Origin of the sequence: Actinomyces capricornis (assembly GCF_019974135.1) — a bacterium.
Classification (GTDB): Bacteria; Actinomycetota; Actinomycetes; order Actinomycetales; family Actinomycetaceae; genus Actinomyces; species Actinomyces capricornis.
Map to the genome: position 1 here is coordinate 2,900,919 of NZ_AP025017.1, position 26,298 is coordinate 2,927,216.

Genomic DNA, 26,298 nt, shown 5'->3' on the forward strand with positions numbered 1-26,298 from the left:
AGACTGAGCCTGTGTTCGCCAGTGTCCCGGTTGTAATGTCAGAAGGCACCCCGCGCCATAAGGTGCATTGAGACTGGGTCGATCGAGTACCTCACGACCACGTCAATGGGTCAGAAGGCACCCCGCGCCATCAGACGCATGGGAGACCACGCTGCGGTGCAGGTCGGCTTCTAGCCGTCCCCCTGGAAGACGTCATGCTCCGGGGAGACTCCTGGAACACGAGAGGTGCCGCGGGAGCCTCGGCGATGGGGGCCGATCGACTCGGATGCTGCATGCCTTCAGGGCCTGATGGCCGGCTGATCCGCATGATTCCGGGGATGTCCCGGTGGATGGTCGGGCAGTGGGGGCTGAAGATGTGCGACGAGGCGGTCCGACGGTCGGGGGTAGCGGGCGGGCGCCCCGAATCGGCAAGGCCGCCCGGCAACGTCCGGAGTGTTATGACCTAACAAAGATGGGCTGGCCCGGCAGGGGTGAAGGAGGCAGTGTCAAGCCCTGCCCTGGAAAAAGCCGGGAGCGCACCACTCATTCCGAGATCAATCAACGAAAATTACGCAAACATTCAGTCCGTTTTCAGCAAGATGTCAGATGTCCTGTTTCTGGCGAAATCCCGCCGATCAAGGGAGTCCGCCGGGGTGAGGAGCCGCTATTGGGGGTCTATAGTCATAGGTGAGGCACAGTACTGATCCGGCAAACTGTCACCCGGAACTTGCGTCCGTGACAGGATGCGCACAGGTTCAGGCAAGGAGAGGGCGAGACCCCATGCACCTGGTCATGCTCGAGACCAACGGAAACCAGCGCTACGTCTTCTCCTCGCCCCGCCAGCGGGAGAACGTCGGCGGCTCCTACCTCCTCACCATGCTGGCCCCCTGGACGCTGGCCCTCGCTGAGCAGGAGGGCATCAAGGCCACCGAGGTCTCCGTCTCCTCCGGCAAGATCATCCTCACCGTCCCCGATGAGGACTCGGCCAGGCGCCTCATCGGCAAGGTCACCCGCCGCGTCCTGGCCCTGGCCCCCGGCATGGACGTCACCGGAGTCTTCACCGAGCTCAGCACCGAACCGGACGAGCCCCCCGCGATCACCGAGGCCGACCTCTCCGGCATCCACGTCATCGCCGGCCGCTACGCCCTCAGCCGCCCGCCCGCCGAGGCCCGGTTCCCCCAGGCGCCCTTCCTCCAGCGCGGCCACGACTCCGTCCTGCCCGCCGCCCCACCCGCTGAGCTCTTGAACCAGACGCCATCCATGACCACCGCCTACTCCCTGGCCAGCCAGGTCAAGCGCGCCTGCTCGCGCGAGGCACGCCAGAACCTGGTGAGTAAAGCGGAGCGCAGCGAAGCACTCAAGGAGGTGATTGCCGGCAGGAATGCTGCTGCGCTTCTGGCTGACAGCCTCTTCGCACTGGAGAAGGCCTTCGATGCGGACCGCATTACCCAGAAGCAGGAGGATGGGCCCAGCAGTGAATCTACTAGCCGCTCCATACCCGACCTATCCAAGATCGCCGTCATCCACATCGACGGCAACGGCGTCGGCGCCATCATGCAGAGCCTTGAGACAAGTATGCAGAAGGTACCGGAGCAAGTCCTGGAGCAGGTGATCTCTTGCCGTAAGGCCGACGCTGATGCTCTACGCCGCTTCCTCCTGCAAGTCAACACCAGGCTCGATACCGCTGTCGAGCGCTCGTTCTTCACCGCCTGGGCCAGCGTTGCGCAGTGGTGGCTGACTGCCAACCCCCGATCCAGTGTCATTCCCGTCGTCCCCATCCTCCTGGGAGGCGACGACGTCACTGTCCTCACCGAGGGCTCGTATGCCCTGCCATTCATGGTGACCTATCTTCGGGCCTACGAGGAGGCCACTAGCCGTGACGCGCTCCTGTGCCACCTGAGCCCCAGGGCGCAGGAGCAAGAGAGGCCCAGCCCCATGACCGCAGCAGCCGGCGCCGTCATTGTCCCGAGGCCCTTCCCCTTCCACCTCGCCTACGACCTGTCCGAGAATCTCGTCAGCAAGGCCAAGAAGGTTGGCAAGAGCGCGGGCCAGGGCAAGGAGCGCTCCACCCTCACCTACCACGCCCTGTTCGACTCCACCATCGTCGAGGCGGACGAGCTCATCAAGGACTATGAGACCTTCACTGCTCGGCCCTACTGGTTGCACGACACTCATGGCCCCACGTCGCAGTCCTGTCCAAAGGCCAGCGCCGCAGAGGACTCCGCCGAGGAGAAGAACGGTCCCGCTGCGAAGAAGGATCTTCCGCACCAGAGCTGGCCGCACATGGTGAACCTCGCCAGGCACTTCCGAGGCCTCATCAGCGAGGACGCCCGCGCTTTCCCCAAGACCCGCGCCGCCCGCATCCGCGGCCTCCTCTCCGACAGGGCCCTGGCCGCAGCGCAGGGTGATGGAAGTAGGGAGAAGAAGCTGGAGGCCATCATCGATGACGAGTGGCAGGATGCGCGCCGCGTCCTGGGCGACACGCTTATCGATACCATCGACGACCCCCGCTACGTCTTCGACCTGCTCGAGCTCGCCGACCTGCTGCCGGTCTCCTACCTGGAGCAGGCCGCCCCCATTGCCGCTACAAGTACCCCAGTCACCAGCGAAGCCGCCACGAGCGCCCCAGCCACCAGCCAGGAGGAGCAGTGAACCCGCACAGCAACCCCCTGACCCTGCGCCTGACCCTGACCTCCGACTGGGGCGTGGAGACCGGCACCGGCATCGCCGGGGGAGTGGACGCCGTCGTGGAGAGGGAGGCCGGCAGCGGCGGCCGGCCCATCATCCGTGGCACCGTCATCACCGGGATCCTGCGCGAGCAGGCCCTCAACGCCGCTCACGCACTGGATGGCGCCCAGCCCCATGGCCACTGGCGCCAACTCGCCCTCGCACTATTCGGCACCGGCGACCAGCACCGCCCCACCAGCCTGGACCAGCCCACCGACGAGGCCCAGCCCGACAGGCACCCCACTCCCACCAGGCCCCCACGGGATGCGGGCCCGCACGCGGTCGACCAGTCCCGACTCATCGCCCTGAGCGACGCCCCCATCACCGTCACCAAGGTCGAGGATGAGAACGGCCAGGCGCTCGCCCCCACGCACTCGGTCATCGGCGTGAGCATCGACGAGGAGACCGGGGCCGCCAAGGAGGACTTCCTGCGCCTGTTCGAGCGGGCCGGATGCGGCCACGGCGACAGCACCGTGACCCTCCTCGATGAGAGCGTGGACCCCACCACACCCGTCTGGACCGAGCAGGGCCGCCAGGACGCGCGCCTCCTACTGGCCATCGCCGCCCAGCTCGTCACCGCCGTCGGCTCCGACCGCACCAGTGGGGACGGCCAGTGCCGGGCCGTGCTCATCGACGGCGACCAGGAGCTGGACCGGCAATGGTGCCGCCAGCAGCTCGAGGCACTCAGCGCCCACCCCACCACCCCCAGCATCCCCAGCCGCTCCCGCCCCGCGCCCGCCACCCTGACCCGCCGCAGCACCACGGCCCCCGAGATGGCCACACGGGCCACCCTCACCATCGACCTGGATGCGCCCCTGGTGTCCTACGAGGTCCCCTACTCCAACGAGGTGCGCTCCCTGGACTTCCTGCGCGGGACTGTCCTGCTGCCCTGGATCCACGCCCAACTGCGCCGCGCCCACCCCGGTGACCAGGCCGTGCGCGACGCCGTCGTCAACGGTCACCTGCGCGTCAGCGACGCCACCCCCGTCGTGGGAGGCGTGCGGGGACTGCCCGTGCCCCTCGTGCTCTCCCAGCCCAAGGTGAAGACAAAGGGGGACATGGGGGAGAGGCTCATCGAGGTATGGAACCGGCTGATATCCGCTGAACCCGAGGTCGTCCACACGCCCCTGCGCTCCAAGTACATCTTCCCCTCCTGCGACGACACACCCGCCGGCTTCGGCGCCCCGGCACTCGTCGGCCGGCAGTCCACCGCCATCAGCACCGCCACCGGCGCCGCCAGCAGCGGGCAGCTGTTCATGGTTCGCGCACTACCGGCCGGGGTACGGCTCCAGGCCGAGGTGAGCCTGTCCCAGGAGCTGGCCGACACCGTGGCCGACCGGCTGCCCGAGATCCTCAGCGGCCCCGCCCGGCTGGGCTCGCGGCGACTGTCCGGCACCTATGGGCAGACCACCTGCCAGTTGGGCGACCTGGAGGCCCTGGGGGCCGCGGAGGCCGGGGCCACTGCCCCGTCGAATGACGGAGCCCAGGACGACGACCGCGCAGGAGCCGTCACTGTCTGGTGCACTTCCGACCTGCTCCTGCGCTCACCGGGCCTGGGGCCCGCGGGCGGCATCGGTACTCTCCTGGAGGCCCTGGGCGGCGGCATCGAGGTCAGGCTCGTGCCCGACCACGCCGGCGGGGACACCGGCGTCCAGTACGCTGCCGGACTGCGCTACCGGCGAGTCGACGGCTGGTCCGCCGCCGGCCAGCAGCCGCGGGCCAGCCGCATCGCCATCCAGGCCGGCTCCACCCTGCGCATCCGCCCCGAGGATTCCGGGCAGGCGCAGGAGCTGCGCAAGCACCTGGCGGCGCTTGCCCGCGACGGCCTGGGCCAGCTGCGCGAGCAGGGATACGGGCGCATCGTCGTCGACCATCCGCTGCTGGAGAAGGACACCTTCACCGTGCGCTCCCTCAAGCACCACCACTTCATCGGGGAAGGGCAGGAACGATGAGCCTGACTCGCTACGAGCTCAACCTGAGGCTGACAACGCTCTCCCCGCTGCACAGCGGCGGCGCCGAGTACCAGGTGGACCGCTCCGCCGAGCGACGAAATCGCCCACGTGATGCGGAGGGCGAGGAGCGTCAGGCCGAGCCCCGGCTCTTCGTGCGCGACGCTGCCAACCGGCCCATCCTGCCCGGCCGTTCCATCAAGGGCGCCCTGCGCGCCGCATGGATACGGGCCTACGGGCACAATGCCGCAGATGCCATGTGCGCCCTGTGGGGCTGCCAGGAGCGGGCCAGTGCCCTCATCACCCACCCCATCGACCTCAGTGAAGCGGCGCGGGTGGAGCGCACCGGTATTGCCGTGGACCGCTACTGGGGCAGTGCTGGAGACACCGCGCTGTTCGTCCACGAGATCGTGCCGGAGGGCCAGGAGCTGACGCTGCACCTCAGCGGGCAGGTCGGCTCCATTGAGGACGACGGCCCGCAGGAGGAATTCCAGACTCTCCTGGGCCAGATCGTCGCCCTGCTCAAAGCCGGGAGGGTGAGCCTGGGCGGTCGCGGCAACGCCGGCTGGGGGCGGGTCGCCCTGGAACCGGCACTAAGCACCGGCTCGATCGCCGTCGTACGCCACCACCTGGACAGCCCGGAGGGACTGCGCCAACTGCTCAGCCCCAACCCCGCTACCATCGATATCCCCCTCGCCACTGACCTTCCGGACGATGCCCGCCTGAGGATCGACATCACCTGGGACAGCCCCACCGGCGTCCTCGTGGCCGAGCCGCGAGATAAGAAGGAGCGGGGAAGCGACGATGACCCGGACGGCAAGCAGCCCGTGCCCACCCGGCCCCTGAGGACGCGCTCGAAGAAGGGCGGTCAGACCGATGAGACGAGCCCGCTCGTCCTGCCCGGCTCCAGCGTGCGCGGGGCGCTGCGCAGCAGGGCCAGCCGGATCGCCCGCACCATCCTCCTGGCAGGGGAGCCCGCGCCGGGCACGCCGCGCGACTGGTCCACCACCGAGGTCCACAAGCAGCTCGCCCAGGACCCCGCCCTCGTGCGGGCCCTGTTCGGCAGCACCGAGCGGCGCGGCGCCGTGAGCGTCCTGGAGACCCTCGCCCGGGGCCAGGCCCAGCTCAAGGAGCGCACCCACAACGCCGGGGACCGCTGGACCGGGGGAGCCCTCAAAGGGGGCCTCTACGCCGAGGAAGTACCCGTGCCATCGACCAGGTGGGACTGCATCTGCTTGGAGGTCGACCTACTACGACTCGGAAAGGACCGCCATCGCCAACGTGCGGCCCTGTGCCTGCTTGGCCTGGTCCTCGCTGAACTCTCCACCGGCACACTTCCTCTAGGTAGCCGCGGAACTCGTGGATTTGGAGCGGTCAATGTCACCAGTTTAAAAATAGAAGGCGATGACGAGTTACTCGACGGTACCTGGATACTACCAGTCGACGATGTGCCCAACTCCAGGAGAGGGGCTGCTATCGCCGAGGATCTTCTCGTGTACCTGCAGATAGTTAACGAAGAGATCAGCCCAGGGGATTGGGCGGATTACCTTAACGACCCCGTGCCTGCCGATCGCATTGGAGGGGATAAGTGATGAATCAAGAAAATGTCTCGAGGGGAGAGCACCTCGCCAAGAGACTCGGGGAAACACTGCCCACGCTGGGCCGTGCCTCATGGACCACTCATACCGATACGCATGGGACTCTGGCCGATGCCCTGAGGAGATGCGAGGAAGCTGGCGACTGGATGGGACTGGCTGAAACCACTCAGGGGACCGTGACCGTGCGCAGGATTAAGAACTGTGGAATCATGGACATGAAAAACCAGGACGTGAACCGGGAGACGGTCTATGAACTCCGGCTTTGGCAGCCCGAAGGCGGGAACGATGATGGAGTAGTCGCTCACGAGCTGCGGTGGCTCAACGGTGCAGGGTACGCCGAGACAACGGTGTACGAAAACGAGCACATCGGAACCAGGCAAGGCTGGTGTCGGATCAACTCCTATCTCCAGCATCGATCGTCTGGACGTCCAGGAGAGGCTGCCACCATGACCAGCCTGGAACTCTTCGCTGAAGAACAGGCCTACGGGAATACTGTCATCGTCGACGAACTATTCACAGGAAGGTGGGCCTAAAATGGGGAGGTTTCATTCCGCAGTAAATCGTGTTCCTGTGCTGAGGAAAAAGGCAAAGAAAGGTGCAGAGGGTGGAACACTACCTCGATCGATCTTCGCTGACTTCGAAGGTGAGGGTCACGACCATCTTCATCCGAATCGTTGGTCGGGTGAGATTGATATTCAGCTCACGACAATGACGCCTCTCGTCTTCGGAGAGCAGAAAAAGTCGAGCAATAGAAATAAGGCGTCGACTGTCCGCCTTCCGGTGGACGAGAATGGCCGGGTCATCATTCCTCCCACGATGATCAAAGGAATGATATCACGAGCCTATGAAACGTTAACCGCGTCAAGATTTCGCATCTTCGAAGATCGGTCTCAACGTCTCACCTATCGGGCAGATGCAGCGGAAGCACTGCGCCTTATTCCTATTCGCGTTACCGAACATCGAGGCAACGGCGACCTTGAAGCTGAGCTTCTGTGCGGTGCCTCGCTTCGTGAGTACACCGACGACAGTACTACCTACCCAATTATGCCCGCTGCATGCCTTCAAGGGGTGTCCGACAGTAGCAATGCACATACTATCATATCCTTGGATGGAGGATTGGCGGAGCTTCAAAAAATGGCACCTCACGGGAAGAGGCTGTGTTGCCGTATGGCACTATGCCTCCATCCAGCTCGTGGGAAAATAGGACCTTATGCCTACTGGCAGGTGACGCACATTCAGCCGGAGGATCATGACTCAATGATCGAGGTTTGTCGAATTAAATCTGAAATTCACGTCGTCAAGGATGTGTCTGTCGAGGCGTCGGGGTATGTCTATCGAACGGCACGGGATGGGAGACCTGCCTCTGATGTGTTCTCTGGGAAACATGATGAGCGCTTCTTTTTCTCCACGTCGGATAACCCGCCAATTCGTGTCATGATTCCTCGACAAGTCGCCGAGGGGTATAAAGCAATCGCTGATGGATACTTGGCTCAGCGCAAGGACGAGGAAGATAGAAAAGTCACTGGCACTCCTCAATATAATCGTATCACCGACGAAGCGCAGCGGAGTGGTGATTCAGGGCGTCGAGAACTCGGATGCGGCGATCTTGCATACGCTACGCTTTCCGATAACGATTACAGTAGGAGTATGAACAACACTGAGCCGCCCACGGTTCTTGAGGTCGTGCCCACCATGGTTGGACGTCGCGCCTACCCTCTCTCCCCTCGAGATTTAGCCGAGGCGCAGGAGGTATTGCCATTGTCTAACCGGGGCGAGGCTAGTGCTGCTGATCGGCTCTTTGGCTATGTTGTCAAGACGACAGTTGACGGCGCGGAAGGGGGAGCTGTCGCCTTGAGAGGCAGAATTGTCGTGGGTCCAGTTGACACCACGAAAGTAGAAGTGCAAGCGAAGTCTCAATTGTTAGCCCCCCTGCTCAGTCCAAAGCCGACTTCTGCGAGACGTTTTATTACCGATAGCGAGGGGCGGACACCTACGTACAGGGGGCGGCCGCTACCCCGTACTGCTTGTTATAGTGAAGGACAACTTCTTGGTGCTGCAGCGTATCCGGTGAACCGAAACAACCTCGAGAACTCCGGCTTCCCAGGGACTGCCAAGCGTGCTGGTCAATCGTCGGATGGAGACTCCTCAGGAGAATCTTTATGTTTCAGAGTTAAGGACTGGATCGGTACTGGAAACGTTATGACTTGCACTATTTATATCACTGATGTGGAGGCAGAGGAATTAGCCGCCCTTTTGTGGGTTTTATGTCCTAATAATCTTGTTCCTGCTCAAGAGAAGAAAGGAAACCCTGATGCCCAGGGATTCCTTCGGATGGGGCTTGGAAAACCGCTAGGATTGGGCGTCATTAAAGTCGAAGTGCCTGAAAACGGTGTGCGCATGACTACGGGATATGACTTATCTCGACAGTACCGTTGTCTTACAGGATGTCTTGGGCTTCCCGGTGCCTCAAAGGAGCCCCCTGTGTTCAATGATGACTTGGTAAAAACCCTCAGTGATATGCCATGGGTAAAGGCTATGCAGCGAGCTGCCTACGGATACAGCGACGGCGTGGTTGTGAGATATATGAACTTGGACGAGAATAAGAGGAATAATCGAACGAAAGACGGTCATCCTGCGAGTGGAGCTGGATTTTCGCCACGGAACCTTGCCGACGATGGTCAGAAACCACTTACCATCGAGGATGGCCAGCCATCCAGCACTCGTCACAGGCGTTGACGTGGTCGACGATAGTTAGGTTTTGAAGCGATCTTGTATCGTAGGATATTGCTCTGCCAGGCAAGTTTATTGAGAAATTGTGCTCGACCTCGATTATTTTACGGCGATGCCATGAAGAGGCGAGACATTTTTCCATCGTTATAAGTGAGCATGGAATAGAATTCGACTGCTAGGAGTTGCTGCTATGACGTTATTAATCCACGTCGTTGGTCGTTCTGATCTCGGTATCAGTGATGCCACCGATACTCATGGCAGGGTGCCATTTCATGAGCGGGCGCGTTTCGAGCCTGATCGAATCAAAGAGTTGCAAGGCCTGAATCCGACGGATTCCGCTGCAGTTCTGGGATGTCTTCTCGATGGGAATTTCCCTGCCAGCACCCGTCGCGAGAAGGCCCGAGGAGAAAATGTCAGTTGTGCGGGTGGGACACCGCTATCGAAATATCTTAGTGTTCTCCAGCAGGACCGGCATCATGACAACATCCGGATTGTCATGCTGTGCACCTCCGCGGGAACGACAGCCACAGTCGATATCGCCAATGCCCTCCACCGACTGCTAACCAAAGGAGATATTCAGAGAGAGCTCAAAAGGCGCTATGACCTGTCGGTCAATGTGGAACGGCCCATAGAGATCGATGACATGAGAGCCATCGATAGTGTGGTCGAAGCCGTGGAAGGCATTCTTGATCGCAATCCAGGCCATGCCATTCTTTCCCTCACCTCCGGTGCGGCTGCCATCGTTCTTGCGGCAGCCGGAGTGCTAGCGACAGCACGTTCGCATAATTCTTCTCTCCTGTTACTTCCCCGAACCGATTCTAAACAAGAAGGAGAACTGGTCAGCATATCCCTGCCGTCAGGTGTAACAGAATCTCCCACGCGAGGCTGGTTCATGGGCCTCGGGCTTCCTCTGCTCATTGACGAGCAAAGGGCTGTTGAGGACTGCGAGGTACACCAGGCGGCCGAAACAATTAGGCGTGCTACAGGCGGTTCGTGCGCGCTCCCAACTCCCCAAGACCTGGGAACTCTGGTCCTCACGGACCTCTCACGTGGTGATCTGGCAGCGGCACTTGCCGTGCGCGCCTGGATGGTAGCGGAGTACCGCAGGCGGCTCAAGCAGTACATACAAGACAATGATTGTTCCGAGAATGATATTCGGGACTACATTCTTAGAAGACCGGGAAGAGCAGGAAGAGACCGTCATATCGGCGGCGCCTACGAAGATTTCAGGAAGATGAAGGATCGGGGGGAGACATTACTGCCTCATGACGAGTGGCTCTGGAATCACCAGTGGCTTAATGATGCAGGAAAGAACGCTACTCATAGGTTCGCTCATGCGTCAGCAAGCGATACTGACATGCTGAGTAAGATGCTTGATACCTTCAAGGATTGCGGAATTGATCGGCCGTCGTGGCTGTCCTGGCCAGGGCCCGACATTGTTCTCCTCTCAGTTCAATCGCATTCACGAGGGCAGGGTCAACACCATCGGCAGTCGCCAGGTAAACAGCTTATAACTAATTCTCCTCAGCCGCAGATTCGTAGGGCCGCCAGTGTCCAGACGCCCCTGTCCGCGCATATTCTTATCCTGTCCGCCGACTCCGCTGATATAGAGGAACAGGCGCATAAGGATGCGGAAGAACTCTCCAACTGTGTTGACTTACATGAAGGATGGAGTGCAGTCTCCACCAGTATTTGCTCGTACGGATCTCCGTTCCAGTTTACCTCGCTTGAGGATATGAGCGACAAGATGGGCCAGTTGAGTCGAGAGGTAAGCAGATACCTGGAGCGTATGCGTGAGCGGCCCCGTGCGATCGTCGTACACGCCTCGGGTGAGAAGGAGGCAATTTTTTCTGCACTTCGAGGAGCGCAGAATTATGGCGCTGAACGTGGCGTACCTGTATTCCTCATCTCTAGCTATCATGAGGACGGTAAGGAAATTCCTGGCGTTCACCAGTTCGGTTTGGACGCGGAGGTGCGCACCACTCTGTTACGGGCAGCTCAATCCTGCGTTAACCGCCTTGATCTACTCACCGCAGAACGCCTGCTGGCTCTTGGAGACCGGCAGGCAGCCAATCTATCTGAGAAGGCCGGCGACCTGGCCGATAGGCTCGCCCGGTTAGCGGGCGTGAGAAATCTCGATTCTGTTGCTCCCGGCATCCTCTCGGTTCTCCAAGGTGTGGCGTCAGCATGGACGCGCTCTCGCACCCCTGACGCACGCGCCCGCCTCATGGTGATCGCCGGCGAACTCTTGGCTGATCCTCCTAAAAATGAAGCCCATGGCGAGAATCGCATTCTGAGGAAATCCCGTAACTTTGATCTCGGATCGTGGGACGAAGCTCAGGCTTCGGATCTTCTCGCGCTCATCGTCCGGACGCGAAATAATACATCGATCACTCACGGTCGCGGAGATCGTGATCCGTTCGTTGCTGCTTGTTCAAGCGCTTTCCGTTCTCCCTCCCCTAGGGAAGAATCGTTAAAGGGCATGTATTATGTTAATGGTGTCTCCTATCCGGATCTTCTAGAAAAAGCAGTTGAGGCCGTGAAGAACGAGCACACCCAGGAGGCCGACAACTGGGATGATGACTATGCTTCGCTATGTGAGGCAATGGATGAACTGCTGGAGAGGGATCTCAGATGAACGAGAACGATAGTTACAGTTCTGAGGTGCCGTTCCCCTATGTTGATCATCAGAATGATCTCCGGATATCGTTCATTATGGAGGGATGTGCACACGGCTCCTGGAACGATCTGTTTCCTGTGAATGCAGGAGAAGGGTGGCAATCGGGGCCGTTGACGTTCCAGAATTCGCCCGACGATCAAATGACCTGCGATCGCCGTTGCGGTTATTTTCATCATCCTGTCGCTGATCGACTCTTGAGGGATGATGCCCGTCGTCACATGATCGTTAGGCATTCTCTGCGGCTTGCTCCGATTATTATGGCGGATGGATCCACGCTCGACATCGGCGCATTAGAGGTTCTTAATATCGGCAAGAAATCTGCGGGAGAGTTGTCCTTCTTTCTCGTGATTCATGCTCGCGCCACAGATGATAGCGTGGGCTTCGTTACCAGCCGATTCGGAGAAGGAGTGATTAACTCTTTACGTGAGGCATTGGAAGAACTGATCCGGGAATGCTCTCGTGATACGTGCTCTGATCCTCTCTTGTGCTGTAGTACCTATCGTGATCTGCATCCTCGGGTATTCACTCTGGCCTGGGTTCCTTACCGGTGCGCCAATAAATTTCTCTCGTCGATAGCGTTCAGCGGACGTCCTGGCAGTAGTTCGACCGAGGGACAGGAAGTTGGAGGTCAGGACGCTCTGGTGCGACTTCCGATCGAGGATGAGATGCGTAATAAGATCACCGGGTCCTACCGCCCCGGAGGACGGCTGGGACGTCAGCACTGCGCCGTGCTCGGCTGGCAGATGGCGTGGATGCCACTCAGTACCTCGCCTGAGTTTGGTGATTACGTTGCCGAAGAGGTTATGGCTTCCACGCATATGCTCTCCCAGAGCTGGTCGATGACTATCCATGAGCACGCTGTGGCGTATATCCAGCGTCAGGACGATGGCTGGGAGGGGAAGGCACGCCTTCACGCATTCAGCACTCACCTAGACGTCTACCTCTTGATACTCCTGGCGCGCGTGCGGGTCAAGGCGTTGTCGAGGCGCCTTGGCGAAGTGGCCTCGGAACTACGAGACCTCGTTCCCAGTGGTGATGATGATTCTCTGCCGCACGCAGTTCCCGACCTGGATCAGGCTATCGATCAGGCCATTGCCCTGGATAGTGAGGCTGTTGTCTTCTTAGCGGGAGAGTGGTGGACTGATGTCACGGACAACCAGCAGTGCGACCGCATTCTCGGCTGGATGCAGCAGGCGGGAAGCCTGGAGCGTTCCGTCCAGCAAGTGATTGATCAGGTCCACCAAGTGCGTGAGAGCGTGCAGAACCTCTTGGAGAGGCAAGAGCAACGTATTGAGGCGGAGCGCCAGAGATCAACCAGCGTTATCGAAAGAGCTCTGGCTGTACTCACCGTTGTGGGTATACCGCTCACTCTCCTCCTGGAGATCTGGATCAACGGGGAGTCCCTACTGAACCTCAGACTTACCGGGGCAGCGTCGTGGGCCTGGTTCGCGGGTGGATTGGTAGTAGTTGTGCTCGGCTCGTTGGCCCTTGGCCAACTACTGACGCTTGTGCTCTTCAAAGAGTCTCTGCGCAGCCTCTTACGCCGCAGTGAGAGCGTCGGACGGAGCCGTGATAGAAGAACGGACGCTGATGAGACGTAGCGTTCGCCGTCAGTCATTGAACCGACGACCGATATGCGAGTTGGGGTGCAGGATGCGAGTACTCCGCACTCGCATCCTGCACCCCAACTCGCATATTGCCTGGCCTCAGTTGTCATAACGGATGCACGGCGTCGCAGGCGAACCCGGTGAGGTGGCCTACCCGACAGGCTCCACATCCAGCACCCCCATCCCGAAGGAGGTGTGGGAGCCGACATTGGTGAAGCGCGCCAGCGACATGAGCTGGGAGAACACTCGGGTCGCCCGCCTGCCCGCCACGGCAGTGATCCGCAGATCGCCCTCGCGCGCGGAGATCCGCCGCGAGGACAACCGGCCACGGCCATCGGCCCGCGGCATCCCCAGGCCCGTCCTCACCGCGTAGGTGCGATCCTCAACGGCCAGCACCTGGCACAGCTCCTCCCTCCCCGGCAGCTGCGGCGCTGTCGCCGCATCCCACTGCCTCCACCGGGCGCCCAGGCTCGTGGCCAAGGACGCCGGAGAGATGGAATCCAGGTGGCGCCCCCGGGAGGTGAACACCGTGGGGGAGAGCAGGCGCACCTCCCAGGCACAGGCCCCGTCGTCCTCCACCAGCTCCTCCCAGGAGGCCTGCTCCAGGACCTGGGCCTCCACCGGGATCAGCGGAGGCTCCCCACCCCCGCCATCGCCGATCGCCAGCACCCCGCCCCAGGCCAGCCACCCGTCCAGCGTGTCCAGCAGCCGATCATCGAGCAGGCGCAGCTCCACGCCGAGATAGCCCGGCTGCGCCGTCATCGCCCCCAAGCAGTACGGCTTGGTGCCGGCGAGTTCATGCGGCGGGCGCGCCTCCAGCGCCGGCACCCCGGCCGCCCGCGCCGGCGAGACCCCCTCAGGCAGGTCGAAGACCCTGCCCCACGCGGCATGAAGCCGTCGAGGAGTAGCCTCCACCGGTGCGGGCGTATCGAAGTGGACCAGAACAGTACTGGGCACGAAAGCCACCTCCAGGCACGTCTCGGCGCGGCAGCGCAGGCTCCACTGTCCCACGTCGCCGCGCCCGACATGCGGGTTCACCGCAGGCAGCCCGACACCATGCCCGCAGCACCGCCGCACCCGCAGTGCCCACGCACCCGGGCCGGGCGCCGCTAGGAGTCCATCTGCCACACGCCGATGTAGTCGATCTCCATGGCGGCCTCGGTGAACGTCGTCGTGTCGATCTTGACCACCTTCTCCTTCTCCTGCTCCTTCTCGGCCCACCCGGCCTGCGAGCACAGCCGCAGGTAGTAGGGCTTGTCCGGCCCGAAGGCCTTGGCCCACAGCTCGGGGCGCTCATCGCTCCTGACCTCGTGGTACATGCGGCCGTCGAAGAAGAAGGAGATGCGCTCCGGGGTCTTCTCCATGGCGAAGACATGGAACTCGGTGAGGTCGGGCCTGGGCTCCACGCCGACGGGTCGATGCCGGTCCGTCACATTCTCGTCGTAGGTGTAATGGACGTCCGCGCTGACCTTGCCGGTGCTGTCACCACCGCCCCCGGTCTCGGCGATGTCGATCTCCCCATCACTGCCATCGACGGGCCGTATCCAGATCCCTGCCCACAGTCCCTCATGCGACTGGGGAAAGCGCGCCCTGACCTCCACGCGGCCGTAGGTGAAGTCCAGCTTGCCGCGGGTGACGATGCTGGCGGTGTCCACATCGCGCACGGTCTTCCGACCGGCCTTCGTGTCCTTCTCGTTGGGCCACCTGGTGATCGGCACCTCGCGCTTGCGCCACAGGATCCGGCCCACGCCATCCCTGACGTCGTGGGTGTCATGGGTGATAACACCCCAATCGTACTTAACATACCCGGGGTTCCAATCCGGGTAGTGCTCGCCCCAATACGTGGTATCGAAGTCGGTGCCGGTGTCGAAGTGGTCCTCGTACAGGAGCATGGAGAAGGTGTCCGTCCCCGCCGGGGCGCTCGAGGTCACCTCCAGGTCGGTGTCGATCACATCGGTGGGGGATTCCGCTCTCCTGGAGAGGTAGAAGGTCTGTGTCACCCGCGAGCCCTGAGTGATGGCGCCATCGGTGACGGACAGGTGCATGCCGGGCACGTCGGCGAGCCTCGCTTCGATCGTCTCCCCGGTGACGGTGGTGCGCAGGATCCAGACCTGCTCACCCGGATAGGAGGACACCGGCACGGAGGGGCCCTCGGCGATCACTGTCGTGCCCGCGGGCTCGCAGCGCTCCAGGCGCAGGCGGATCCTCTCCCTCTCGTTGTACACCAGGGCCCGGTAGCAGGTCCTGCCCTCCTGGCGGACCGCCGTGGAGATGTACAGGGCGCCAGGCGCCTGGGTGTAGTCGTAGAGCCACGAGGCGTCGGCGCTCTGGTCGGCCAGGCAGTCCTCGATGGTCTCCTCGATCGTCTCGCCCGGGTTGATCGTGCGCACGAGCCGATGGGCGACGCCGTCCGCCATGGCGGTAGCGGGCACCAGCAGCCCGGCCGCCCCGATGCCGGCACCGGCGAGGGCGGTGCGTCGGGATATGCGTCGGGATATGTGCCGGGGCATCTGTCGGGATAAGGGATTCATAGGTGGCCTTTCACTCATGGAGGCCGAAAGAGGTTCTTACTCAACAGGCAGGGGCCCGCTCTGGCCTCCGCACTCAGGTCCTGCCGTTCTCAGGTCAAGCACGAATTCAGTGTGGCAGCCTTGATTCATCTGTGACAGAGCCTTGACCCATCTGTGACAGTGTTCAGCGCCGGATCACGGCCCCAGGGACGGCAGCACGCTGTTGCCGCCCCACCGGATCAACGGGCTCGTGATGATGTGAGCAGGCGTCTTCTCCAGCCCTTGGCCTTCCAGGGAGGGCAGGGGAGTGCCTCTAGACCGCCGGGCGTGAGCGCAGCAGATCGGCCAGGGACAGGGGCGGGCGGCCGGTGAGGCGGGCCACGTCCTCGGAGACGGTGGACAACTCGCCCGAGGCGATGGCGGTGTAGGTGCTCACCCAGGCATCGACCTCCCAGCGGGGAGCACCGTAGTGGGCGCGCGAGGCGTAGGCCTCCTCCAGGCTCTCCTCGCGGTAGACGGTGGGACGGCCGGTGACCTCGGTGATGATGCGCGCGGCCTCGGCCATGCTCAGGGCCTGGGGGCCGGTGAGGTTGTAGGTGGCGCCCTCGTGGTGGGTCCTGCCCGCGGCCAGGTCGCGCAGGACAGCCGCGGCCGCGGCGGCGACGTCGGCCCTGGCCACCGTGGCCACGCGGCCGTGGCCGGCGGGTCCGGTGATAGCGCCGTCGGCGGAGACCTCGATGAGGAAATCGGTGTAGAAGGAGTCGCGCAGGAAGGTGAAGGCCATGCCGGACTCGCGCAGGGCGGCCTCAGTGTGCCAGTGGGTGCGCGAGAGGGTGAAGGTGGCCTGGGGCGAGGCGCCCAGGAAGGAGGTGTAGACGACGTGGCGCACGCCGGCGGAGGCGGCCGCCTCGATGAAGGTGCGATGCTCCTCCAGGCGGCTCTCGGACTCGGCGGCGGAGACCATGAGGAGCAGCTCGATACCGGCCAGCGCCCGGCGCGCCGCCTGGCCATCCCCATAGTCGGCGACGGCGACGTCCTGGGCCCAGGCGGGGGCGCGGGAGGCGTCGCGCACCAGGAGCCGGGGCTCCAGGCCCGCGGCGCGCAGGTCCTGGGCCACCATGGCGCCGACCTTCCCGGTGGCGCCGGTGATCGCCATGGTGGGTGTGGATGTCCGGCTCGTGGCCGCCTGATCGGCATGTGTCATGGAGGTGTTTATACCGATAGACACCGGCGCTGGCCAGTGCGCACCGGCGGGCCTCCCTGCACCAGGCCTTGCAGTGGAGCCCTGCCTATGCGCCTGGCATGGACGCCTTGCCGGGGCCGGTGCACGATCGGGGGGGCCTTGAGGACGCCCTGCGGTGCCCGCGGCGGCGCGCCGGCTGCGCACGAGGCTCAGAAAGGACCTCACATGGCGGAATGGGCGACACTTGGCGGTTTGGACGACACCTGTAAGTGCCGTCCAAACCGCCAAGTGTCGCCTCCGTCGCGAAGTGACGCCCAACCGGCCCCACGCGACTCCCGGGGCGGTGCCCTGCTCCGCGGCGGCCCGTGGGAAGACGCGCGGAGCCATCCTCGAGAGCCATCCCCGAGCCGTCCCCGGGGAGGCGCCGGGGCTGCTCGCGCCCTCCCTGCGCCCTCCTCAAGCCCTCCCCGCGCCCCGCGCTCTGGAGGCACGTGGAGACACCCTCCACCCTCCGACCCCGCCACCTGGTCGATCGCCACAACGATGTGACCAAGGCCCCGTGCGAACCGGCGTCCACACCGTGGGCAACGGGCGCGGACCGGACCGGCGGCCACTACAGTGTCACCCGACCGACAACCTTTAAATCCGTCCAGTGAGGCGGGGAAGGGGGCCATCATGGCCGCACGTTCGTCAGGCGCCCCAGGCGCATCATCCCAGGGCAAGGGGATTCTCGGACCTCCCGAGATCGCCCGCTCCCTATTCCGGATCGCTCACGAGATCCTGGAGCGCAACAGCGGGAGCCAGGACCTGGTGGTCCTGGGCATCCCGAGCGGGGGAGTCCCACTATCCCAGCGGCTGGTCGAGGCCCTCGCCGTCGCCGCGGCCAAGGAGCCGGGCGCCACCGCCGCGCCGGCCATCCCCATCGGCACGCTGGACATCACCATGTACCGCGACGACCTGGGCCGCCACCCCATCCGCGTGCCCCGCCCCACCTCCATCCCCGAGGAGGGCATCGATAACAAGGTCGTCATCCTGGTCGACGACGTCCTGTACTCCGGGCGCACCATCCGCGCCGCCCTGGACGCCCTGGGCGCCATCGGGCGCCCCCGTGCCGTCCAGCTCGCCGTCCTGGTCGACCGCGGCCACCGCGAGCTGCCCATCCGCGCCGACTACGTGGGCAAGAACCTGCCCACCTCCCGCTCCGAGAAGGTCGTGGTCTCCCTGACCGAGCTCGGCGCGGACCACGACGCCGTGACGATCATCCCCGCCAGCCCCGCTCAGGAGGCCACCCGATGAAGCACCTGCTCTCCGCCAAGGACCTGAGCCACGACGAGGCCGTCATGCTCCTCGACACCGCCGAGGCCATGGCCGCCACCCAGCGCCAGTCCGTCAAGAAGCTGCCCACCCTGCGCGGCAAGACCGTGGTCAACCTCTTCTTCGAGGACTCCACCCGCACCCGCCTGTCCTTCGAGGCCGCCGCCAAGCGCCTGAGCGCCGACGTCATCAACTTCTCGGCCAAGGGCTCCTCCCTGTCCAAGGGCGAGTCCCTCAAGGACACCGCCCAGACCCTCCAGGCGATGGGGGCCGACGCCGTCGTGGTGCGCCACAGCGCCAGCGGCGCCGCCCACCTGCTGGCCCACGCCGGGTGGATCGACGCCCCCGTGCTCAACGCCGGGGACGGCACCCACCAGCACCCCACCCAGGCCCTCCTGGACGCCATGACCCTGCGCCGCTGGTACGACCCGCTGACCCGAGAGGGCTCCGACGGCTCGCCCGCACCGGGGGGCCGGGACCTGGCCGGGGCCCGCGTCATCATCGTGGGCGATGTCCTGCACTCGCGCGTGGCCCGCTCCAACGTCGACCTGCTGGCCACCCTGGGCGCCGAGGTCACCCTCGTGGCCCCGCCCACCCTCCTGCCCGTGGGCATGGAGAACTGGCCCTGCAGCGTCTCCTACGACCTGGACGCCTCCATTGCCGAGATCCAGCCCGACGCCGTCATGATGCTGCGCGTCCAGCGCGAGCGCATGAGCGCCGCCGGCGGGGGCTTCTTCCCCAGCCCCGCGGAGTACGCCCGCACCTACGGCCTGGACCTCATCCGGCGCCAGGCCATGCCCGAGCACGCCATCGTCATGCACCCCGGCCCCATGAACCGCGGCCTGGAGATCACCGCCGAGGCGGCCGACGACCCGCGCTCACGCATCATCGAACAGGTCGGCAACGGGGTCTCCGTGCGCATGGCCGCCCTCTACCTCCTCCTGGCCGACGAAGGGAACCAGCAGTGACCTCCCACCTCCTGACCGGCGTTCGCCCCTACGGCGAGGACGCCACCGACATCCTCATCACCGACCGCACCATCACCGCCATCGGCCCCGAGGCGGCCGCCCAGGCCCCCGAGGACGCCACCCGCCACGACCTGTCCGGCCTCATCGCCCTGCCCGGCCTGGTCGACATCCACACCCACCTGCGCGAGCCCGGCGGGGAGAGCGCCGAGACCGTGGCCACCGGCACCCGCGCCGCCGCCATCGGCGGCTACACGGCCGTCTTCGCCATGGCCAACACCAACCCCGTCCAGGACAACGCCGGCGTGGTCGAGCAGGTCCTGCGCCTGGGCCGCGAGGCCGGCTGGGTCGACGTCCATCCCGTGGGCGCCGTCTCCGCGGGCCTGCGTGGGGAGCAGCTCTCCGAGATGGGGGCCATGGCCGCCTCCGAGGCGCGGGTGCGGGTCTTCTCCGACGACGGCAAGTGCGTGTGGGACCCGGTGCTCATGCGCCGCGCCCTGGAGTACGTCAAGGGCCTGGGCGGCGTTATCGCCCAGCACGCCCAGGACCCCCGCCTGACCGAGGGCGCCCAGATGCACGAGGGCGCCCTGTCGGCCGAGCTCGGCCTGCGCGGCTGGCCCGCCGTGGCCGAGGAGTCCATCATCGCCCGCGACGTCCTCCTGGCCGAGCACGTGGGCTCCCGCCTGCACGTGTGCCACGTGTCCACCGCCGGCAGCGTGGAGATCATCCGCTGGGCCAAGTCCCGCGGCATCGACGTCACCGCCGAGGTCACCCCGCACCACCTCATCCTCACCGATGAGATGGCCCGCACCTACTCGCCCCGCTACAAGGTCAACCCGCCCCTGCGCACCCAGCGCGACGTCGAGGCCCTGCGCGAGGCCCTGGCCGACGGCACCATCGACGTCGTGGGCACCGACCACGCCCCCCACCCGGTGGAGGACAAGGACTGCGAGTGGGCCGCCGGCGCCTTCGGCATGACCGGCCTGGAGACCGCCCTGAGCGTCCTCATCGAGACCATGGTGGCCCCCGGCCGCATGGGCTGGCGGGACCTGGCGCGCGCCATGTCCGACCTGCCCGCGCGCATCGGCGGCCTGGAGGACCAGGGGCGCGGCATCGAGGTGGGCGCACCGGCCAACCTCACCGTGGTCGATCCCCAGGTGCGCCGCATCGTCGACGGCGCCGCCCAGTGGACCCGCTCCACCAACACCCCCTACGCGGGCATGGAGCTGCCCGGCCAGGTCAAGGCCACCTTCCTGCACGGGCGGCCCACCGTCCTGGAGGGGGCCCCCGTCGAGCGCGGCGCGGGTACCGTGGCCTGAGGCCAGATCCCCCTGCGGGCGCGGCCATGCGGCGGCCCGGCGCAGTCCTGCTGAGGAAGGACGGCCAGCCGCTCCGTGGCCGCGCCCGCGCCCACCCGGCCGGCTCGGCACCACCCACCGACCCCAGAACCCACCCTCCAGGAGGATCCGCCGTGACCACCCAGCCCAGTCAGCCGAGCCGGACCCCTGCGGCGCCCACGGCGCAGGAGGAGCCCTTCGGGGCCAGACTGTCCGCAGCCATGGACGATCATGGCCCCCTGTGCGTGGGCATCGACCCCCATGAGGGCCTGCTGAGCGCCTGGGGCCTTCCTGACACTCCCGCGGGCCTGCGGGACTTCGCCCTGCGCACGGTGGAGGCCGTCGGCGGCCGCGTGGCCGCGGTCAAGCCGCAGTCGGCCTTCTTCGAGCGCCACGGCTCGGCGGGCATCGCCGTGCTGGAGGAGGTCCTGGCCGCGCTCGGCCAGTGCGGCACCCTGAGCATCCTGGATGTCAAGCGCGGGGATATCGGATCGACGATGGCCGGCTACGCCCAGGCCTACCTGGCTCCCGGTGCGCCCCTGGCCGCCGATGCCATCACCGTCTCACCGTACCTGGGCTACGGCTCCCTGGCCCCGGCCCTGGAACTGGCCGCCGCGAACTGGCGGGGCGTCTTCGTCCTGGCCCTGACCTCCAATCCGGAGGGCGCCGGCATCCAGCATGCCCGCGGTGAGGGCGGGCTGGCGGTGGCCCGCAGCATCGTCGAGGGGGTGGCCGCCACCAACGCCGCTGAGCGGGAGCAGGGCCAGGGCAGTGCCCCGGGTGATGGGCGGGGCCGTGGGATGGGCAGCGTCGGCCTGGTGGTCGGTGCCACTGTGGGCCGGGCCGTCACCGAGCTGGGCATCGACCTGCGTGCCACCGCGGGGCCCCTGCTGGCACCCGGGGTCGGGGCCCAGGGGGCCGGGGCCCGCGAGCTGGAGGAGGTGTTCGGCCCGGCCATGGCGCAGGTCCTGGCCTCGACCTCCCGGGCGGTCCTGGGCGCCGGGCCCCGCGTCGACCAGCTGCGCCGCGCCGCGCTCGAGGCCATCGCTCAGGCGGCCCAGGCCCTCAGGCCGGGCCGGTCCTAGGCGTACTTGCCTGGAAGCGGGTGCGCCTCCCTGGGGGGCTGGCAGCGGGGAGGGAGGCGGGTGGGGTCCGCGGCGGGCCAGGGCTGGCTGAGGGGCGGGCTCGGTTCGGCGTCACTTCGCGACAGAGGCGTCACTTGGCGGGAAGAGCGACACCTACAGGTGTCGTCCAAGTCGCGAAGTAACGCCCTTTTCGCCAAGTGACGCCCAACGTGAGTCCTGCGGCCCTCCCGAGCCCCTGGCCCTCTGAGGCGATGGCCCGGCCCCAGGCGGAGACGGGCAGTGGTGCGAATGCAGCGGGACGGCGTGGGTGCCTGTGGGAATGCTGTGGAGATTTCCTCCAGCCTGTGTCCCGTTGGTGGTGCATAAACGACCAATCGGAATTATCCTTGTGTTGTGTGTCACCGACGACGAGGTTAAGGAGGACACTCATGGCGCTTCCTACGCTGACACCCGAGCAGAGGAGCGAGGCACTGAAGAAGGCCGCCGCCGCGCGGCTTCGCAGGGCCGAGGTCAAGGCGGAGCTCAAGAGCGGCAAGATGAGGCTCTCCGAGTTCTTCGAGGCTGCCGACCGCGAGGAGGTACTGGCCAAGATGAAGGTCAAGGCGCTTCTGCTGTCGCTGCCCCGGGTGGGCACGACCACCGCTGAGACCATTCTGACCGAGGTCCGCATCGCCGAGTCGCGCCGCGTGCGCGGGCTGGGCGCCAACCAGAGGGCGGAGCTGGTCAGCCGCTTCGGCTGACCGACGGTCGTGGGCGGGCCCGGCCCCCATCCCGTGCCCGTCAGGACCCAGTACCCCGTGCCGGGAGCCCAGGATCCTCGCTCCCGGCACGGGTCCTTGCGCGCCTGCGCCGCGGGGCCGCCGGGCCGTTGTCCCACGGCGCTCCCATCGTCCATCATGTGCCCATGAACCACGACTGCGCCGCGGCCAGCCCCTCCAACGCCGGCGGGCCGGCTCGCCTGACCGTCCTGGTGGGTCCCACGGCCGTGGGCAAGGGCACCATCGTCGCCGAGCTGCGCAGGCGCCACCCCGACCTGTTCGTGTCCATCTCGGCCACCACTCGCGCCCCGCGCAGCACCGAGACCGACGGCGTGCACTACCACTTCGTCAGCCCGGAGGCCTTCGACGAGCTCGTCGCCCAGGACCAGATGCTGGAGTGGGCCACCGTCCACGGGACCCACCGCTACGGAACCCCCCGGGGCCCGGTGGAGGCGCAGCTGGCCTCAGGGCGCCCCGCGCTGCTGGAGATCGACCTGGACGGGGCCCGCCAGGTGCGCCGCTCCATGCCCCAGGCCCAGATGGTCTTCGTCGCCCCGCCGAGCTGGGAGGAGCTCGTGGCCCGCCTGGAGGGGCGCGGCACTGAGGACAGCCGGGAGCGGGAGCGGCGCCTGGCCACCGCCCGGGTCGAGCTCGACGCCGCCGCGGAGTTCGACCACATCATCACCAACGACACCGTGGCACGTGCCACGGATGAGCTGGAGTCCCTCATGGGCCTGACGGGCTAGACTGGCCCGACGCAGCATCGACGTGACCGAACGTCACAGAACCGGAGTGCCATACATGCTCGGAACCTCCCCTCAGCCTGAGGGCATCACCAACCCGCCCATCGACGAGCTCCTGGAGAAGGTGGACTCCAAGTACGGGCTCGTGGTGGAGGCCGCCAAGCGTGCCCGGCAGATCAACGCCTACACCCAGCAGCTCGAGGACAACCAGTTCGAGTTCTTCGGCCCGCTGGTGGAGACCGACCTGGAGGAGAAGTCCCTGGGCATCGCCCTGCGCGAGATCGCCCAGGACAAGCTGGAGGTCATCCCCGGGGACGTGGCCCGCGCCCGCCGCGCCGAGGCCGAGGCCGCCCGTCGCGCCGCCGAGGAGGACATGTTCTCCGACATCGACCTGGACGCCCCCATCACCCTGGAGGGCGAGGCCACCACCACCAGCCTGGATGACATCCAGTTCTGAGGCCGCCCCCGTCCCCGGCCCTGCCGGGGTACGCGTCGTCGTCGGCGTCTCGGGCTCCATCGCCGCCTACAAGGCGCCTTTCGTCATCCGCCTCCTGCGCGAGGCCGGCCACGAGGTCAAGGTCGTGGCCACCCAGGCGGCCCTGCGCTTCATCGGCGCGCCCGCCCTGGCCGCCGTCAGCGGCCGGCCCGTGTCCACCGGGGTCTTCGACGACCCCGCGGCCGTGGAGCACGTCGCCGTCGCCGAATGGGCCGAGCTGGTCCTCATCGCCCCCGCCTCCGCCGACCTGCTGGCCCGCCTGCGCGCCGGCCGGGCCGACGACCTCCTGACGGCCACCGTCCTGGCCACCCAGGCGCCCGTCCTGCTCGCCCCCGCCATGCACACCCAGATGTGGCTCAACCCCGCCACCCGCGACAATGTCGAGGTGCTGCGCTCCCGCGGCCTGGAGGTGCTGGATCCCGATGCGGGGCGGCTCACCGGTGCGGATACCGGCCTGGGCCGGCTGCCCGAGCCCGAGCGCATCGTGGCCGCGGCCCTGGCCCTCCTGACCCCGAGCCGGGCCGGCACTGGGCGGCAGGCCGGGGAGGGCGCCGGGGGAGCGGCGCCCGGGCGGGCCCTGCGCGGGCGCCACCTGGTCATCTCCGCCGGGGGGACCCGCGAGCCCATCGACCCCGTGCGCTTCCTGGGCAACAGGTCCTCGGGCCGCCAGGGATGCGCCCTGGCCGCCGCTGCCGTGGATCTTGGTGCCCGGGTCACCCTTGTGCAGGCCCATGTGGACCACGCGCTCCTGAGCGCCCTGCCCGCCGGGGTCGAGACCCAGGCCGTGTCCACCGCCCTGGAGATGGAGGCGGCGGTGCGCCGCGCCAGTGCCCAGGCCGACGTGGTCATCATGGCGGCCGCCGTCGCCGACTACCGGCCCGCCCATGTGGCGCAGGCCAAGATCAAGAAGCGCGCCGGCGCCCAGGCCCACCCCGGTCCTGCAGGCGCTGCGCCCGCGCCCATCGAGCTGGTGGAGAATCCCGACATCCTGGCGGGCCTGGTGGCCCGCCCGCCCCGGCCCGGCCAGCTCATCATGGGCTTCGCCGCCGAGACCGGGGATGAGCAGGGCGGCGTGCTGGACCACGGCGCCGCCAAGGCCCGCCGCAAGGGCGCCGACCTGCTGGCCGTCAACGCCGTGGGGGAGGGCGTGGGCTTCGGGGACGTGCCCAACAGCGTCGTCGTCCTGGATCGCCACGGCCAGGAGGTCACCCGCGCGCAGGGCAGCAAGGAGCAGGTGGCCCGTGCCCTCATCGGGCTGCTCGCCCGGCTCCTGGAGACCGCCCACGGCCCGGACCCCCAGGCACTGCTCGGAGGCCCGGCGCAGGACCGGTGACGGGCCCCGCGGTACTCAAGCGTGTCCCACTGCACCCGTCCCACAGTGCGCGAGGCCGATGAGTGTGCCGCGCCGGGGCGGTTACCATGTGCCGGTGAGTTCCTCTCTGCGCCTGTTCACCTCCGAGTCGGTCACCGAAGGGCACCCGGACAAGATCTGCGATCGGGTCTCGGACGCCATCCTCGATGCGATCCTCGAGCAGGACCCCACGGCGCGCGTGGCCGTGGAGACCATGGTGACCACCGGCCTGGTGCATGTGGCCGGGGAGGTGACCACCGAACGCGCCTACGTGGAGATCCCCGAGATCGTGCGCTCGGAGATCTCCCGCATCGGCTACAACTCCTCCGAGGTGTGCTTCGATGCCCGCTCCTGCGGGGTCTCGGTCTCCATCGGCCAGCAGTCCCCGGACATCGCCGCGGGGGTGGACAAGGCCCTGGAGGCCCGCCAGGACTCCGGGGCGATCGACCCCCTCGACCTCCAGGGCGCCGGGGACCAGGGCCTCATGTTCGGCTACGCCTGCGATGAGACCACCGCTCTCATGCCGGCCCCCATCCACCTGGCCCACCGCCTGGCCGAGCGCCTGGCCCAGGTGCGCAAGCAGGGCATCCTCGAGGGCCTACGCCCCGACGGCAAGACCCAGGTGACCATCGGCTACGACGGCGACCGGCCCGTCAGCCTGGCCACCGTCGTCATCTCCACCCAGCACGACCCGGGCCGCGACCGCGATTGGCTCACCCAGGCCATCACCAAGGCCGTCATCAACCCGGTGCTCCAGGCCCAGGCCGAGCAGGGCCTGGAGCTCGACGCCAGGGACACCCAGATCCTGGTCAACCCCTCCGGGCAGTTCGTCATCGGCGGCCCGGTGGGGGACGCGGGCCTGACGGGCCGCAAGATCATCGTCGACACCTACGGCGGGATGGCCCGCCACGGCGGCGGTGCCTTCTCCGGCAAGGACCCCTCCAAGGTGGACCGCTCCGCCTCCTACGCCATGCGCTGGGTGGCCAAGAACGTCGTCGCCGCGGGCCTGGCGCGCCGCTGCGAGATCCAGGTGGCCTACGCCATCGGCTCAGCGCGGCCAGTCGGCTTGTACGTGGAGACCTTCGGCACCGAGACTGTGCCTGTCAGCCGCATCACGGCGGCGGTGGAGCAGGTCTTCGACCTTCGGCCCGCCGCCATCGTGCGGGATCTGGACCTGCTGCGACCGATCTACCGGGCCACCAGTGTCTACGGCCACTTCGGCCGGCCAGGATTCACCTGGGAGGCCACCGACCGCGCTGAGGACCTGCTCGCAGCCCTGTGACCGA

General features: G+C 66.2%; 19 protein-coding genes and 1 CRISPR repeat array (1 of these 20 cut by a window edge). Of the genes, 16 read left to right on the plus strand and 3 right to left on the minus strand.

Annotated features, from left to right (window positions below):
- A CRISPR array of direct repeats spans positions 1 to 74; the repeat unit is 37 nt; unit sequence GTCAGAAGGCACCCCGCGCCATAAGGTGCATTGAGAC; it begins 538 nt to the left of the window's first position.
- Between the two features lie 685 nt (positions 75 to 759).
- The 7 genes from MANAM107_RS11880 to MANAM107_RS11910 all read left to right on the plus strand — a co-directional run bounded on the left by MANAM107_RS11880 (position 760) and on the right by MANAM107_RS11910 (position 13,264).
- Positions 760 to 2,631: a hypothetical protein gene (locus tag MANAM107_RS11880; RefSeq protein WP_223908923.1), complete on the plus strand. Its 1,872-nt coding sequence runs from the start codon at positions 760 to 762 to the stop codon at positions 2,629 to 2,631.
- Positions 2,628 to 4,658 carry a type III-B CRISPR module-associated protein Cmr3 gene (locus MANAM107_RS11885; protein WP_223908926.1) on the plus strand — a complete coding sequence of 677 codons (2,031 nt, stop codon included), beginning with the start codon at positions 2,628 to 2,630 and terminating at the stop codon, positions 4,656 to 4,658. Before MANAM107_RS11880 ends, MANAM107_RS11885 begins: the two co-directional genes overlap by 4 nt.
- A complete protein-coding gene (locus MANAM107_RS11890) occupies positions 4,655 to 6,247 on the plus strand; it encodes an RAMP superfamily CRISPR-associated protein (RefSeq protein WP_223908929.1) in 1,593 nt (530 codons plus the stop codon). The genes MANAM107_RS11885 and MANAM107_RS11890 overlap by 4 nt, the downstream gene beginning before the upstream one ends.
- Entirely contained in the window at positions 6,247 to 6,786 is a 540-nt protein-coding gene (locus MANAM107_RS11895) for a hypothetical protein (protein WP_223908932.1), read from the plus strand. Before MANAM107_RS11890 ends, MANAM107_RS11895 begins: the two co-directional genes overlap by 1 nt.
- A 37-nt stretch (positions 6,787 to 6,823) precedes the next feature.
- Positions 6,824 to 8,989, plus strand: a complete 2,166-nt coding sequence (locus MANAM107_RS11900) for an RAMP superfamily CRISPR-associated protein (RefSeq protein WP_223908934.1) — start codon at positions 6,824 to 6,826, stop codon at positions 8,987 to 8,989.
- 184 nt (positions 8,990 to 9,173) lie between these two features.
- A complete protein-coding gene (locus tag MANAM107_RS11905; RefSeq protein ID WP_223908936.1) occupies positions 9,174 to 11,621 on the plus strand; it encodes a hypothetical protein in 2,448 nt (815 codons plus the stop codon).
- On the plus strand, positions 11,618 to 13,264 hold the full coding sequence (locus tag MANAM107_RS11910) for a hypothetical protein (protein ID WP_223908943.1): 1,647 nt from the start codon (positions 11,618 to 11,620) through the stop codon (positions 13,262 to 13,264). The genes MANAM107_RS11905 and MANAM107_RS11910 overlap by 4 nt, the downstream gene beginning before the upstream one ends.
- Before the next feature lie 156 nt (positions 13,265 to 13,420).
- On the opposite strand, the gene cas6 is transcribed toward MANAM107_RS11910, so the two are convergent.
- The 3 genes from cas6 to MANAM107_RS11925 form a co-directional block, all read right to left on the minus strand.
- The gene (gene cas6, locus MANAM107_RS11915) at positions 13,421 to 14,227 is read right to left on the minus strand and encodes a CRISPR system precrRNA processing endoribonuclease RAMP protein Cas6 (RefSeq protein WP_223908946.1); all 807 of its coding nucleotides are present in this window, start codon (positions 14,225 to 14,227) and stop codon (positions 13,421 to 13,423) included.
- 152 nt (positions 14,228 to 14,379) lie between these two features.
- Positions 14,380 to 15,687, minus strand: coding sequence for a glycoside hydrolase family 16 protein (locus tag MANAM107_RS11920; protein ID WP_223908954.1), 1,308 nt, complete (start codon positions 15,685 to 15,687; stop codon positions 14,380 to 14,382).
- A gap of 406 nt (positions 15,688 to 16,093) precedes the next feature.
- Entirely contained in the window at positions 16,094 to 16,984 is an 891-nt protein-coding gene (locus MANAM107_RS11925; protein ID WP_223908956.1) for an SDR family oxidoreductase, read from the minus strand.
- Positions 16,985 to 17,638: 654 nt separating this feature from the next.
- Here MANAM107_RS11925 and pyrR point away from each other — a divergent pair.
- The 9 genes from pyrR to metK all read left to right on the plus strand — a co-directional run bounded on the left by pyrR (position 17,639) and on the right by metK (position 26,294).
- A complete protein-coding gene (gene pyrR / locus MANAM107_RS11930) occupies positions 17,639 to 18,259 on the plus strand; it encodes a bifunctional pyr operon transcriptional regulator/uracil phosphoribosyltransferase PyrR (RefSeq protein ID WP_223908959.1) in 621 nt (206 codons plus the stop codon).
- Positions 18,256 to 19,245, plus strand: a complete 990-nt coding sequence (locus MANAM107_RS11935; RefSeq protein ID WP_223908961.1) for an aspartate carbamoyltransferase catalytic subunit — start codon at positions 18,256 to 18,258, stop codon at positions 19,243 to 19,245. The genes pyrR and MANAM107_RS11935 overlap by 4 nt, the downstream gene beginning before the upstream one ends.
- The gene (locus tag MANAM107_RS11940) at positions 19,242 to 20,561 is read left to right on the plus strand and encodes a dihydroorotase (RefSeq protein ID WP_223908968.1); all 1,320 of its coding nucleotides are present in this window, start codon (positions 19,242 to 19,244) and stop codon (positions 20,559 to 20,561) included. Before MANAM107_RS11935 ends, MANAM107_RS11940 begins: the two co-directional genes overlap by 4 nt.
- 239 nt (positions 20,562 to 20,800) lie before the next feature.
- Positions 20,801 to 21,664: an orotidine-5'-phosphate decarboxylase gene (gene pyrF / locus MANAM107_RS11945; RefSeq protein ID WP_263421967.1), complete on the plus strand. Its 864-nt coding sequence runs from the start codon at positions 20,801 to 20,803 to the stop codon at positions 21,662 to 21,664.
- Between the two features lie 428 nt (positions 21,665 to 22,092).
- Positions 22,093 to 22,404 (plus strand): integration host factor, actinobacterial type, encoded by a 312-nt coding sequence (gene mihF / locus MANAM107_RS11950; RefSeq protein WP_223908982.1) that lies wholly within the window; start codon positions 22,093 to 22,095, stop codon positions 22,402 to 22,404.
- Positions 22,405 to 22,568: 164 nt separating this feature from the next.
- Entirely contained in the window at positions 22,569 to 23,168 is a 600-nt protein-coding gene (gene gmk / locus MANAM107_RS11955; protein ID WP_223908984.1) for a guanylate kinase, read from the plus strand.
- Between the two features lie 55 nt (positions 23,169 to 23,223).
- Complete coding sequence (gene rpoZ, locus MANAM107_RS11960; protein ID WP_223908988.1) at positions 23,224 to 23,622, plus strand: DNA-directed RNA polymerase subunit omega; 399 nt, start codon at positions 23,224 to 23,226, stop codon at positions 23,620 to 23,622.
- Complete coding sequence (gene coaBC / locus MANAM107_RS11965; RefSeq protein ID WP_223908990.1) at positions 23,606 to 24,994, plus strand: bifunctional phosphopantothenoylcysteine decarboxylase/phosphopantothenate--cysteine ligase CoaBC; 1,389 nt, start codon at positions 23,606 to 23,608, stop codon at positions 24,992 to 24,994. Before rpoZ ends, coaBC begins: the two co-directional genes overlap by 17 nt.
- 94 nt (positions 24,995 to 25,088) lie before the next feature.
- Positions 25,089 to 26,294 (plus strand): methionine adenosyltransferase, encoded by a 1,206-nt coding sequence (metK, locus tag MANAM107_RS11970; protein WP_308443621.1) that lies wholly within the window; start codon positions 25,089 to 25,091, stop codon positions 26,292 to 26,294.
- Positions 26,295 to 26,298 lie beyond the last annotated feature (4 nt).